This is a genomic window from Nocardia mangyaensis, assembly GCF_001886715.1.
GTDB classification, from domain to species: domain Bacteria; phylum Actinomycetota; class Actinomycetes; order Mycobacteriales; family Mycobacteriaceae; genus Nocardia; species Nocardia mangyaensis.
This window is the reverse complement of the sequence record NZ_CP018082.1, coordinates 5923829-5938013: the sequence shown is the minus strand read 5'-3', so window position 1 is coordinate 5938013 and position 14185 is coordinate 5923829. Positions and strand designations below refer to the sequence as shown.

Genomic DNA, 14185 nt, shown 5'->3' with positions numbered 1-14185 from the left:
GGGTCCGCATTCGATCCGGTGTGCCTCGGATTCGGCTGGTGTGCGAACACCATCGGTCACCTCGCTCACCCATGGGTATTGGACGGTCTATTGCCGAGTATCGGGCATTCCCGATCTTGGGAACTCGGCACATGGCGGTGCGGGACCCACCTTCCTGGTGGGTGGATTCAGGTGGATTTCGGTGTGGAATGTTCGGGCGCGGTGACTGTGGGTGGTCCGGCTGGGGCGTCGTCACGATTCGGTGCCGCAGCCTGCTGATCGGCCGCGACCGGGGGCGCGGGTGCGGCGGAGCTCGGTGTCGGTGTGCCCGGCCCGGTCTTCTCGGCTCCGGGGACATTCGGTGGGAGCGCAACGTTCGGCGCCGGTCGGGTGGATTCGGGTGCGGAGATCCGCGCGGGGGTGACGGTGGTAGGCCGGGTTTTCGACCAGGGCGTCGTGATAGGGGGGCGCTCGGAGGGCGATCGTGGCGACTGGGCTGCCGTGGCGTCCACGGACCCTGGCTTCGGTGGTGTCGTACTCGATCCGGCCGGTTTCGCGGCGCGTGTCCACGGTGTTCCCCTCGGGGAAGGCTGTGTACTTCCACCGGCGGCCGGCGCGGGGTTGCCGATAGCGCTGCTGGTCGTCTGGTTGTCGGCGGAAGCCGATGTCGACAGGGGCGACCCGGTGGATATTGTTGTGCCGGAGGAGGAACCGAGGCCGCGCGGAGCGGCCGGATCGGATGCCGGGGCAGTCGGCATCGAGGCAGTGGTGCGGACATCCTGCTCTCGGTCCGACCGGACTTCGGCGCCGACGGGGTCGGACAAAGCGGGTACCGCTCGTGCCGGTCCCGCAGTGTTGCCGCCACCGTCCGCCGAAATTCGATGGTCCGGGGTGTCGAGGTGCTGTCCGCCCGGCGCACCGGTGTGTCGCTGGTCCGGAGTGCCGGTAGGTTGCTGCGAGGCTTCGGTCGGCTGCTGGGTTCGGCCTGTGCTGTCCGGCGTGGACTCCGACGGGTTCTGTGCCGGGGACTCCGACGCCGAGGCGGGTGCTGCGGATACCGGTGGCGGCGTACCGGCCAATTCTGTCTTGCCGTTCACCGCCTGCTGCGTGGTCGGTGAACCCATGGTGGTCGGGGGAGCGGTGATGGCTGGGCCGTCGTCGTATCGCGGTTCTGTGCCCGGATTCGGGGGCAGCGAACCCGTCGGTTGGTCCAGGCTGGGTGTCGCCCAGCTGCGCGGTACGCCCGCGCCGTCGTTCGACCCGCTGTCGGTGGTCGTGAAGTCCAGATCGGCGATACTGTTCGCGAAATCCTCCGCGTGCTGGGTGATGTCGGATGCGTGATCGTCGAGCACCCGGGTGTAACGCAGGACCTCGTCGGGATCGATGTGGAGCGTCGGCGCGTGCTCGGGCGCCAGGGGCACACCGAGGGCGCGGCGCGTCGACTCGTAGGCGAACCCGTTGACCACTCTGGCGACGGTGTCCTCGAGTGGTTCGACCGCGCGGACGATCACCTCGGCGAGGAGGTAGCTCAACAGGGTCTGCTCCATGGCCACGAGTAGTCGCCGGGCGGCGGCGGTGATCGCCGGACCCATGGCGGCCGACAGCCCGGAGGTGGCTACGGCGGCGGACATGGCCGTGGCATACGCGACCGCGAGGGCCGCGAGTTCGGTCAGGACCGCGACCTTGACCGAGACGATCACGATGGCCGCGGCGTCCAGCGCGGTGGCGACCACGGTGCAGGCCTGGTCGAGGTCGGCCATGTTCGTCGCGCTCATGTGCGCCCAGACAGTGACGAGTTGTTCGTAGGAGTATCCCGAGTACACCGACCCCATGTCATTGATCACGCCGGTCGCCTCGGTGTGCGTGTTCTGCACCTTCTCGGCGAACACACGCACTTGGTCGGCCAATTCCCGGACATGGTCCTCGTTGATGTCCGGGTAGGGAAAACCCAGGAAGTTCAGGAAGAGTGCGACTTCGCTCGGTATCTGGATCGCCACGGGTGAAGCCTGCTTCCCGGCCCGTTACAGCACGCGCACGACGACGGAATTGGTGTCCATCTCCGACCAGCGGACCGTCGCGCCGGAATACGGCGCCTCGATCACCCGGCCACCGCCCGCGGCGAGCTGGACGTGTTCGGGGCCGTTGGCACTGAACGAATCCCCGGGAAACACGAGATCGCCCGGCCGAGCATCCTGTGGATGCACCCGAACGCCGCTGTGGATCTGCTCGTAGGTGGTGCGTGGCAGCACCACCTCGCCCCCGGACGCGTGCGCCACGGCATACTGCGTCAAGCCGGAGCAGTCGAAGCCGCCGCCGGTGGGGCCGCCCGCACCGCCACCACCCCAGACATATGGCGCGCCGAGCCAACCGCTCGCCGCGGAGACCGCGTCACCGCCGCGCGTTCCGTCCGACAACTGCCGGATGCTTCGTTGCGAGTTCGGATGGGCGCCCACCGCCGCGGCCACCGGGCGGATCCGCCGCCTGCGGCGTCGGCGTACCGGTTGGTCCGGGGAGAGGGTGCGCCCGCGGGCCGGTGGGACCACCGGCGGCACGATCTGCGCGGCCATGCGGCGCGCGGCATCCATATCGATACTGACCTGCCTGGTCGCCTGCGAGATGCTCCGCTGTGCGGTATCCAGCAGGGCGGTCCCGGTGAATCGGGCGTCTCCCACCGAGACGAGAGCCTGTACCCTGGTGCGGAATTCGGCGATCTGGTTCGCGATCTGCTGCCTGCCGACTACGGTGCCGTCGCCGGATCGGGCCACTGTGGTGTGCACGGTTCCGTCCCGCCGGGATTGATTGTCGGCGGTGGCGGTGTGTGTACCGAGGGCTTCGGTGTATCCGGCCAGCCCCGACGCGCTCTGCGCACGCATCCCGGCGGCGATATCGCGCATCATGACCGCCGAATGACCGGCCGCGGGCTGTCCCTGCCCATACAGCGCGCTCAGCGCACGCAACACCACATCCACTTCAACAGTCATGTCCGACCCCATTCGACCAATTCACCACCGCCCGCTCTCAGATCGCGCACCCCTGGATCATTGTCGGACCTTCCCACGGCAGGGGACAGCCGACAATGAACCGAGACGGGCGGAGAGGAGGTGGCGCCGGATGGCGGCCGAGCTGACCGACGAACAGGTGACAGATCTCGAGGAGCGGCTGTTTGCGCTGTTGGCGGAGAAGTCCGAGGAGAAGTCCGAGGAGACGGGGGACAAGAACTTCTGGACCGTCGAACTCGTCCGGCCGCCCGGCGGGTCGACCGGCCTGCTGGCGTATATCGCCATGGCCGAGGCCGCCATTCAGTCGTCGGTCAACCTCCTCGGCATCGGCACCACCAGCCCCCCGCCGAACGTCGACGAGTTGATCCGGCCGGTGGTCTACGAGAATCTCGGCAAGAGCGAATCCACCGAGGAATACAAGGAGACGTTGACGAAGGTCGAAGCACGGCAGGGCGCGCTCCTGCGGGCGGACCGCAATGTCGTCGAGGTGGCGAAATATGTCTCCAGCGAAGAGGACCAGACGCTTCGAGCGATCAAGGACATCGTCGGTGAGCTCAACAACAACCTCGAGGCGGTCGGCAAGGGCGAGCTGAAAGCCGCCCAGGAGATGAACCTGTTGCGCCACCTCGCGGAGGCCGTTGGCGCGGTGCTGCACAAAGTCACCATGGTCGCGGAACTGAACAGCGAGCTGGCCGGTTCCCCGGGCGACGAAGACGACGGTTCCGGCAGCGGCGGAAGCGGATCCGGTGGCGGTGGCGGCGGCGGCGGTGACGGCAGTCTCGCCTCCCTGCTCCCGATGCTGGCCATGCTGCCGATGGCGGCCATGCCACTGATGACCATGCTGCCCGACCTCGTGGAGAACCTCAGCGGCGAAGACAGCGACGATCGGCGTGAGCCGGAAAGCGCGCCCGCGCCGGACGAAGGACCCGCCCCGGCCGACCCCCGGACCCCCGAGGCGGAGAGCCGAGATGAAGGCCCGGCCGAGGCCGAGACCAAGGCCGAGACCAAGGCTGAGCCCGAAGCCGAACCAGCCTCCGCCGGTTCGCCGCTGGCGGACGAACAGGCCTGGGACCAGGCCGCTGACCAGCTCGGGCCACTCGGGCCGATGGTCTCCGCCCTCGGCCGGTCCGTCCGATCCGCGCTGGAACCGGCGGCGAGGACGTCGTCGAGTTCGGAAGCGGCGGCCGAGGACGCGGGCAGTGATCAACCCGATCCCGAGCCGATCGCCAGCGGGCTCACCGAGGTCTAGTGGCCGACCCGGTTCGGCCGGCGGCGGCGACGGTCGCGCGATGGTTCGCCCGCCGGTCCTGCGCTCGGCAGGGTTCTGGTCCGTTGGTCTTCGCTGCCCAGGTGCCGCGCTCATGGCTCATCAGGAACGGTTGCAGCAGAGCGCGCATGAACGCGGGTCCGTCGTCCGGGGTGACTGACCGCGATGCGGTAACCAGATCAATGCGTTCGGCGAACCACCGCTGGGCGAGTGGGCACCCTTCCTCGTCGGTGCAGGTGAGCTCAATGGTTCCCTGCGATGTCAGCCGGAACTCCGCCACCCGCTCGATGTTCCCACCTGTGGGAACGAGCTCCGTGAGCTGGATGACGTGGTGACTTATGGTGCGGGGGCACGAGATCGGCGGAAGAGGTGTGGCGATTGTCAGGTCCGGAGGACGCGTTCTACACCGGTGTGCAGGCATTGGGCCTGATCGCCGGTGGCATGCGCAATGAGGAGCACGCGGCAGCCGCCTTCAGGGCGGCGACAGATCTGGACCCGGACATGTGCGATGCCTGGCTCGGGCGGGCGATGGCCGGCGACGTCACCCCGGAGGTCATCTATGGAGCCTACCGGTCGGTGCACAATCTGTATCGGGACCAGCAGCGGGCCGGACTGGTCGATCGGGCGCTGTGGTGTCAGGTCGAGATCGGGATGTACGGGCTGAGGGTGGTGATGGCCGACCGCGACCAGATCGCCATCGGGCAGGCCGCCGCGTACGCCGAGGCGGGGGAGTGGCGGGAGGCTGCCGCCATCCTGGACGAGGTGCCCGGTGACGAGGTCGCCGATTTCGTCCGGATGTCGCTGCACTACCGCACCGAACGCTGGCCCGACGTGGTGGAATTGCGAACCCGCCGGCCGCTGCTCGACGACGGCCTGCTCGATATCGCCGCGGAGCTGATGGCCGCTCAGGCGATGGCGCATCTGGGCCGCTTCGGCGAGGCCCTGCCCCGAGCTCGGCGGCTGGTGGAGGACAGTTCATCCGGCAACCAGTCGTATATCTGGGCGGACGCGCACTACCTGTACGGGATGCTGTTGCGGCACACCGGAGATCATGAAGCCGGCGACAAGGTGCTCAACGGGCTCCAGGGTTCCGGACTCTGGTCGGAGCGCCCCGAATGGCAGCGGGCGGTGCAGGACAAGTCCGTTCGGCTGGCGGTGACCACGCCGGCCGTGATCGCTTCGCGCACCGACGAATGGGATCCGAAGTCGGGTGACGACCCGATCGAGGTCGCCGCGGCGGCGGCCCGCGAAGGGCGGGCGGAGCTGCTGGCCGAGGCTTCCGCGTTGTTGCAGGCGCAGATCGGCATGGAATCGGTCAAAGAGCAGGTCAACCGGTTGAAATCCGGTGTGCAGATGGATCAGGTCCGGGCCAAGCGCGGTCTGGCGGTGGACTCCAAGTCGCAGCACCTGATCTTCTCCGGTCCGCCCGGCACGGGCAAGACCACGATCGCGCGGGTGGTGGCCAAGATCTTCGCCGGGCTCGGCGTGGTCGAGAACGCTGATGTGGTCGAGGTGTCGCGCAACGATATGGTCGGCACCCATCTCGGGCACACCGCGCCGAAGACCAATGCCCTCGTCGATTCCGCACTGGGCGGTGTGCTGTTCATCGACGAGGCGTACACGCTGATCCAGGAGGGCCTTTCGGGTGGCGACGCGTTCGGCAAGGAGGCCGTCGATACGCTGCTGGCCCGGATGGAGAACGACCGCGACAAGCTGGTGGTGATCATCGCCGGCTACGAGGACGAGATCGATCGGTTCCTCGGCTCCAACGAGGGATTGTCCTCCCGGTTCACCAAGCGGGTTCGTTTCCCCAGTTACGACCCGGACGAGCTGGTGCAGATCGCCGACCACATCGCCAAGAAGAAGGATTCGGTGATGTCCGATGACGCCAGGGAGATTCTGCGCGAACGTTGCGCGGAGATGTCCCGGCGCGACGCCGGGGGCAGGCGGATGATCGATCTGGCCGGCAACGGCCGTTTCGTGCGCAATGTGATCGAGGCCGCCGAGGCCGAGCGGGACTACCGGTTCACCAGAGACAATGTGGACATCTCGGCGATGACCGATGAAGAGCTGATGACCGTCGACGCCTTCGACATCACCGCGGCATTGGCGGGGTTGGCACCCACCGCCCACAGGTGACCCGGTGGCCCGCTTCCGGGTGGTGTCCAAACACCAGGTGTCCGGATGGCGCTTTCTGCTGCGCCGGATCGAGCACGCGCTGGTGCGCCGCGACGCCTCGATGCTGGACGATCCACAGCGCGGCCGGTCGACGGCGCTGATGATCGGCTTCGCACTCGCCTGTGTCGGTGTCGCCGGGGCAGCCGTGCTGGCCTTCTTCTCACCGGCGAAGAAGGTGGGCGATGCGCCGATCGTGGCCGACAAGGACTCCGGGGCGCTGTTTGTGCACATGGGTGGCCGGATGTATCCGGCACTGAACCTCACCTCGGCGCGGCTGATCACCGGCCAGGCGGCCGACCCGGTGCGGGTCGGATCGGCCGAGCTTGCCAAGTACCCGCGCGGGCCGTGGGTCGGCATTCCCGGTGCGCCGGGCCACATGGTGGGTACTTCGGATCGCGATTCGTTCTGGGCGGTGTGTGACCGTGCGCGGGGTGGAGCCGCGGCCCCGGTGGACCCGCAGGCGGGTGTGCCGATGGCGTCGACAGCGCCGGTGCACACCACCGCGATCGGTGGCCGCCTCACCGTGGACGGCAGCGCGGCAAGGGAATTGGGCGCGGACGAGGCCCGGCTGATGCGCAACGGCCGCACGATCTGGCTGGTGTACCGCGACGGCGAGAACGGCGCGGTGCGCGCGATGATCGATCTCGCCGATTCCGCGGTGACCCTGGCACTCGGGCTCGACGCGACCGCACCGGTCATGCCCGCCTCCGCCGGGCTGATCGAAGCGATTCCCGAGGTGCCAGCCCTTCGGGTTCCCGAGGTCCCCGAATTCGGCACCCCCATGACGTTCTCGACCGGGCTGACGGTTGCGGTGGGGTCCGTATTGACGGTCTCGCAACCGGATCGTGGCGCGCAGTACTATCTGGTCTCGCAGTCGGGTGCGGTCCGGGTGAGCCCGGTGCTCGCGGCGATGGTCCGCAATGCCGATGTGCAGGGCAGTATTTCGTCCCAGACCGTGAGCCCGAGTGTGATCGCCGCGAATCTGCGGCCGGGGAACTGGCCGGGAACGGCGCACTACCCCGACCGGCCGGTCCGCCTGGTCGACACCTCGACGCACGCCGTGACGTGCCTGTCCTGGGAACGGCTAGACACCGAGCCGCGCGCCATCGTCGGCCTTCTGGTGGGGCGGCAATTGCCCCTTGCCGCCGATGAACAGCGGCTTCCGGTCACCCTGGTCACCGCGGCGGGCTCGGCGGGAAGGACAGCCGACGCCGCCTACCTACCCCGCACGACCGGGCGTTTCATCCAGGTGACCGGAGACGATCCGGGATCGGGCCTACGGGAATCACTGTGGTGGGTCTCCGACAGCGGAGTCCGCTACGGCCTCGCCCTCGAGGCCGGGCGTGACCCATCGGCGGATCCGACCCTGCGGTCACTGAACCTCGGTTCCCCGGTGCCCGCACCGTGGTCGATCGTCTCGCTGTTCGCGGTGGGCCCCACCCTGTCCCAGGTGGATGCCCGAATTCAGCATGATGGCATTTCCGCCAACGACACCGGTGCCGGATTCGGCGGGGACGGGCGATGACAACGACGCGACGGTTCGTACGGCCGGCCAAGATGGTGGCGGGACCGAAGGCCCCCGCGGTGGCCGAGCTGAAACTGCAGCCACCGACCGAGCTGCCCCGGCCGGTACCGGCATCCAAACTGAAGATGATCCTGCCCGTCATCATGGTGGCCGCGATGATCGGCATGGTCGCGATGATGTTCAGCAGCGGGCGGACCATGTCGCCGATGATGCTGTTCTTTCCCATGATGATGTTGGTGTCGATGGTCGGCATGATGGGCGGTGGGTTGGCCGGCGGCGGTGGCAAGGGCACCGCCGCCGAGGTCAACGAGGATCGCAAGGATTATCTGCGCAGCATCACCGACCATCGGAAGACCGTGCACGATGCCGAAGCCGAATTGCATCGGTTCCTGCGGTATGCGCACCCGGGGCCGGCCGAGGTGGGAAATCTGGTCGGTGGCAAGCGGATGTGGGAGATCCAGGCGCCGCACCCGCAGTTTCTGCGGGTGCGGATCGGGTTGGGACGGATCGCCAATCAGGTCCGGGTGATCGTGCCGGAGGCGGCGCCCACCTCCGATCTGGATCCGGTGGGGGTCGTCGAGATCACCCGGTTCGCCAAGGCGTACTCCACGGTCGGCGGAATGCCGGTGGCGATGAACCTGCTGTCCACTCCCCAGGTGGTCTTCGATGGCGATCCGGATGCGGTGACGGCGCTGGTTCGCTCGATGATCGCCGAGATCGTCGTCCTGCACGGCCCGGACCAGGTGGCGGTGGCCGCCGCTCTGCAGGAGCCGGACGCGCCGGAATGGAGCTGGCTGAAATGGTTGCCGCACAGCCAGCATCGCGATGCCACCGACGGTATCGGTTCGGGCCGGATGGTGTATCGCACCGTCGGTGACATCCGGGCCAAGGTGCTGGCCCAGTTCAACCGTGGACCGTTCTCCACCACCGCCGAACCCGCGGTGGACAAGAAGCATCTCGTGCTGATCGTCGATGTCGACGGCCCGGCGAACGAGCGCGACATCTCCGGCATCGAAGGATGCACCTGGATCCGGATCGGCGGCACCGAACAACCGCTGCCCCGCTCGTTGCGGTTCACCGTGGGGGCCGACCGGACGATCAGTGAGGTGACCGCGCGGTCCACCCGCCAGGTCGGGGTCGCCGACCGGATGTCGGTGTCCGCGATGGCCGCACTGGCCCGCAGCGTCTCCCCGTACCGGCTGGCCTCGGTGGTGGAGGCCGTCGCGGCCGAGCAGGCCAGCGGCGGCACCTCATGGCAGGAGATGGTCGGTATCGTCGACCCCGGGGCGATTCGCATCGACCGGCAGTGGCCGCCGCGCCGGGACAGCGACCGCGCCCGGCTGAGCATTCCGTTCGGCTACGACCCGGCTGGTGCGGCGGTGTTCCTCGACATCAAGGAATCGGCCGAGGAAGGCATGGGCCCGCACGGCATGTGCGTCGGTGCCACCGGTTCCGGCAAATCCGAGTTCCTGCGCACGCTGGTGCTGTCCGCCGTCGCCACCCATTCGCCCGACACCCTCAACCTGCTCCTTGTCGACTTCAAGGGCGGCGCGACCTTCCTCGGATTCGACCGGCTCTCGCACGTGACGGCCGTGGTCACCAATATGGAGGAAGAATCCGACCTGGTCACCCGCATGGAGGACGTGATCAACGGCGAAATGGCCCGCAGGCAGCGGATTTTGCGCGATGCGGGCAATTTCGCGAATGTGGCCGACTACGAGAAGGCCCGCGAACAGGGCGCCGACCTGGCGCCGTTGCCGACCCTGTTCATCATTCTGGACGAGTTCGCCGAATTGCTGGAGCAGTACCCGGACTTCGCCAAGCTGTTCGTGGCGATCGGCCGACTGGGGCGGTCGCTGCGCATCCACCTGCTGCTCTCCTCACAGAAGGTGCCCTCCAACCGGATGGGTGAACTGGAAGCACACCTTTCGTACCGGGTGGCGCTGCGCACGAACCAGACCAGCGACTCACGCGATGCGATCGGCACCGCCGACGCCTATCATCTGCCGAAGAAGCCGGGGTCGGGATATCTCCGCGTTGGCGCCGGTGACCTGCAACGGTTCCAGGCCGCCTACGTCGGCGAGTCCTGGACAGCGCCATCCGTGGCATCGCCCGGCGCGGCCGCCCCCCACCGGGCCCGCAGGCCCGGCGGGGGATACCGGCCACCGCAGCTGTTCACCGCGACACCGGTCGCCGACGTCCGGCCGCCGGTCGTCGAGCCGGAGCAGCCCGCAGCCCCGGATCCGGAGCCCGAGGACGACCCGATCACCGTGATGGAGACGGTGCTGCAACAGCTGGCCGGGCACGGCAGGCCGGCGCACAAGATGTGGTTGCCGCCCTTGACTGTGCCCCCCACCCTGGATCGGCTGACGGCGGCCGTCGAGCCGGGCGGGTTGCGGGTACCGATGGCGATCGTGGACAAGCCGCGCCAGCAGCGCCAGGACGTGTGGTCGGTGGATCTGTCGGGGGCGGGCGGGCACGCTGCCATCGTCGGCGGTCCGCAGTCGGGCAAATCCACTGCCCTGCAGACCCTCATCCTGTCCGCGGCCTTGACACACACCCCAGAACAAGTGCAGTTCTACTGCCTGGACTTCTCCGGTGGCCTGGCGGCCCTGCGCAATCTCCCGCACGTGGGTTCGGTGGCGCTGCCCCGCGACGCGGACCGGATCCGGCGCACTATCGCGCTGATCAACAATCTGCTCGCCAGCAGGCAGGCCCTGTTCGCCGAACTCGGCATCGACAGCATGCGCGAATTCCGGCGTCGGATGGCAGCGCCGGAGACATCGGCCGAGCTGGCTGCCCACGATCGGCACGGCGACGTCTTCCTGGTCGTCGACGGCTGGGACATCGGATTCACCGTCACCGGGCCGTATTACGACGAATACATGCCGACGCTGGAGGCCCTCGCCCTGCAGGGCCTGAACTACGGCATCCACCTGGTGATCAGTAGCTCACGCTGGGCCGCGATCCGGCCCGCGATGAAGGACATGCTGCAGACCCGCGTGGAACTGCGGCTCGGCGATCTCACCGATACCGCGTTCAATTCCCACCGCAACCTGGTCGCCGCGATCCCGCCGAACCGGCCGGGACGCTGCATCTCTGTCGACGCACTGCACATGCTGACCGCGCTGCCCCGCATCGACGGTGTCGGCGATGCCGAATCCGCCGCCGAGGGACTGACCGGCGCGATCGAGCACCTGTCCCGGGTCTACCCCGGCCGGAAGGCGCCCGCGGTGAAGTTGCTGCCGTCGCAGATCGGGTGGTCGGAGATCCACGCCGGGCGCCCGGCACCGCAGACCCTCGCGCAGCGGCTCGTGGTGCCGTTCGGGGTCCGCGAATCCGATCTGAGCGTCGCATCCGTCGACTTCGGGGTATCGACGCACATGATCGTGCTCGGCTCCTCGGGGAGCGGGAAATCGACGGTGATCGCGGCGTTCCTGGAATCTATTCGGCGGCAGTTCACCCCGGATCAGGCGCGGGTACTGCTGGTCGACTATCGGCGCAGGCACATGGACGCCATCGACGACGAGCAGCGGATCGGATACCTGACCACCGAACGCGATCTCGCCGACGGGTTGCCTGCCTTCGCGGCGAAGATGCGCAGCCGCCGTGCGCCTGATGGGGTGACGTCGCAACAGCTCAAGGACCGGTCCTGGTGGAGCGGCCCCGAGATCTTCCTGGTGATCGATGACTACCACATGGTCGCGCAGCGCGGCATGATGAATCCCCTCGACCCGATCAAGGACATCATCGTGGACGGCCGCGACACCGGCCTGCATGTCATCGCGGCGCGCAATATCGCGCAGGCCGACTCCGCGCTGTACGACAACATTCTCGGCCAGATGAAGAACCTGAATTCATCGGGCCTGGTCATGGATGGCTCCAAGCTCGACGGCATTCTGATCGGCGATGTGAAACCGGCGAAACAGCCGCCCGGCCGCGGGATTTTCGTCGAGCCGTTACACGCGCGTAAGGATCTGGTGCAGGCGGCCTGGGAGCCGGAACAGGAAGGGTGAGAGTCGATTTCGTGAGAGATTTGCGGAACTCTCCCCACTGCTGGGGATGCCTTAACGTTCTGATTGTGCCCACTCCGAATGGGGTGGCATTGGTCGAGTAGGAGTTCAGTGATGGCTCTGTATGTAGTTCCAGAACATCTCCCCGTCATCGGTGCCGAGCTGGCTGTGGCGCAAGCAGCCCTCAATGCGACGTTGTCTGCCGCCGCGGCGGTAGCCGCACCTGCTCCGGCTGTCGGCGACCCGGTGACCATTGCGGCGTCGGCGGCCTTCACCGCCTATATGGGCAAGTTCTTCCCGGTGACCAGCACCGGCACGGGGCATCTCCTGGCCGGAGCCCAGGCACTGGCGCCGGTGGGTGTCAGTTATCAAGCCACGGATGTCGACGGCGGCGCGGTGGTAGCACCGCACGGCGCTGTGTTCACCGGCCGATAGGGCAGTCCCGTGTTCCGTCTGCCGCCGCTGGGCCCGCTGGGGTCACTGATCTTTGCCGCGCTTCCGCCGGAGATCAATTCGTCGATGCTGTATTCCGGACCAGGGCCGGGGCCGATGATGGCGACGGCCACCGGATACGGACAGGCTGCCGCCGCGCTCTCGGCTGCCGCCGCCACTTCCCAATCGGCGATGAACGCCATGTCGATCTCGTGGACCGGACCATCGGCGGATGCCGCGTCGAAAGCGTTTCGTTCGCACGCGGTCTGGTTGCAGGAACAGGCTTGGGTGGCCACCGAAGTGTCGGCGCGTGCAGCCGGGGTCGCCGCCTCGTATTCGGCGGCACTGGGGACGATGCCGCCCCCACCGCCCATTTTCGCGCTCAGAGCGTTGATCGAGAGTTTGAAGGCGGCCAGTCTCTTGGGGGCGGCCACGCTGCCGACAGCCGGCACCGCGGCGGCTTTGGAGACCTTCTATCTCTTCGTACTGTGGCCACACGCCGCCAACGTCATGACCACCTATGCGAACAGCGCTCAGGCGCTGACGAGTTCGCTGCCGCCGCCGAAAGTGGCGCCACCGATTGTCGGTGGCCCCGGTCTGGTTGGTTCATCTCCGATAGCTGTCGTCCCGGCGCCGACCACCGGGCTGAACGTCGCCCCGATGACCACGGCCTTCGGTTCCGGTAGTGACCCGGCCAACTGGGGCGGAGGTTCCCCAACGGGAGGTGGTGATGGCCGCACCGGTGGTGATGCCGCTCGTGGACCGGGTGGTGACACCGGCACCACGGGAGGCCAATCGACCGAGTCTTCGCCGAGTTCCGGTGAGTCGCCGCAAGAACCCACGCGGCCGATCTCGGAGGTCGAGCCGGGTACCCCCAACACCGAACAGGCGATGTCGTCGATGCCGGACCAGCTGGCCGACCCGGGAGTCTCGGAGTTCGGTGGCGGCTCGGCGGAGCAGTTCGGCTTCCCCGGAACCTCGATGGAATCGACCACGTTGGCCGGGCTGAACGGCGGCGCGGGCAGCATGGTGGCGATGGGATTCGTTCGGGGCGGCCTCGGTGCCATCTCGGGGGCGGCGACCGGGTTTCGGATGCCACCGAATTGGCCGGCCGGAGTCGGCACCGCCTTCGGCGCAACACCGGCCGGTGCATCGAGCGGCGCCCCGGCTTCCCGTAGTGCGCCACGCCGTGGGGTGAGCGCGCCCACCGCCCGAATGCGTCGTCGTCGTGACGACGAGAAGAAATCGAGCAAGGTATTCGTCCCGGGAGAACCCCAGGAGGTGCCAGTCCTCGAAAAGCCACCCGTGATCGGCGTCATCGAGTTCGTCGACGACGAGGCCAACTCGTCACACGAGGGCGTTCCCGGTGACGTACACCGTGGCCTAGTGGGAAGTAACTGAGGAAGGAAAACAAAATGGCACTTAATGCTGACCCCGATGTATTGATTCCCGCCGCCAGGAGTGCAATGGCCTTGCAGGGAAATCACGAAGGCTATCTGAAGGCGTTGCTCGGTGTGCAGGATGAGTTGGCGGCGGCGATCGTCAGTCCTGGAGCTGGTGCGGCCGTGCGGGAAGCCATGACGAACGCCCACTCCAAAGGCGCGGATCTGGCGGTGAAACTGCAGGAGATCATTACCACACTGCAGGATACCGGCATCAAGATCGACGTGAGCGACATGGAGGGGGCCGCCCAGGTTCGGAATGCGGCTTCGCTCGGCACGAACGGCGTGGTGGATGTCGCGCCTCCCGCCGGTCCGGTAAATACCAACTTCTGACAACGAATTCCACCTGA

At 67.6% G+C, this 14185-nt stretch carries 9 protein-coding genes; 7 read left to right on the top strand and 2 right to left on the bottom strand.

The genetic code is table 11. The annotated features are described in order from the left end of the window. Positions 1-167: 167 nt before the first annotated feature. Entirely contained in the window at positions 168-1976 is a 1809-nt protein-coding gene (locus BOX37_RS27045) for a WXG100-like domain-containing protein (protein ID WP_071930099.1), read from the bottom strand. Between the two features lie 24 nt (positions 1977-2000). Further along, entirely contained in the window at positions 2001-2960 is a 960-nt protein-coding gene (locus BOX37_RS27040; protein ID WP_240505064.1) for a C40 family peptidase, read from the bottom strand. A gap of 130 nt (positions 2961-3090) precedes the next feature. Between BOX37_RS27040 and BOX37_RS27035 the strand changes: the two genes are divergently transcribed. From BOX37_RS27035 to BOX37_RS27000, 7 genes are all read left to right on the top strand, one after another. Next, positions 3091-4227: a hypothetical protein gene (locus BOX37_RS27035; protein ID WP_071930097.1), complete on the top strand. Its 1137-nt coding sequence runs from the start codon at positions 3091-3093 to the stop codon at positions 4225-4227. A 396-nt stretch (positions 4228-4623) separates the two neighbouring features. Continuing rightward, a complete protein-coding gene (gene eccA / locus BOX37_RS27025; protein WP_071930095.1) occupies positions 4624-6384 on the top strand; it encodes a type VII secretion AAA-ATPase EccA in 1761 nt (586 codons plus the stop codon). Positions 6385-6388: 4 nt separating this feature from the next. Next, positions 6389-7948, top strand: coding sequence for a type VII secretion protein EccB (eccB, locus tag BOX37_RS27020; protein WP_071930094.1), 1560 nt, complete (start codon positions 6389-6391; stop codon positions 7946-7948). Then, positions 7945-11964 (top strand): type VII secretion protein EccCa, encoded by a 4020-nt coding sequence (eccCa, locus tag BOX37_RS27015; RefSeq protein ID WP_071930093.1) that lies wholly within the window; start codon positions 7945-7947, stop codon positions 11962-11964. The genes eccB and eccCa overlap by 4 nt, the downstream gene beginning before the upstream one ends. 111 nt (positions 11965-12075) lie before the next feature. Then, the gene (locus BOX37_RS27010) at positions 12076-12396 is read left to right on the top strand and encodes a PE domain-containing protein (RefSeq protein ID WP_071930092.1); all 321 of its coding nucleotides are present in this window, start codon (positions 12076-12078) and stop codon (positions 12394-12396) included. Positions 12397-12405: 9 nt separating this feature from the next. Beyond that, on the top strand, positions 12406-13794 hold the full coding sequence (locus BOX37_RS27005) for a PPE family protein (RefSeq protein ID WP_071930091.1): 1389 nt from the start codon (positions 12406-12408) through the stop codon (positions 13792-13794). 14 nt (positions 13795-13808) lie between these two features. Continuing rightward, the gene (locus BOX37_RS27000) at positions 13809-14168 is read left to right on the top strand and encodes a hypothetical protein (RefSeq protein ID WP_156910559.1); all 360 of its coding nucleotides are present in this window, start codon (positions 13809-13811) and stop codon (positions 14166-14168) included. Positions 14169-14185: the final 17 nt, after the last annotated feature.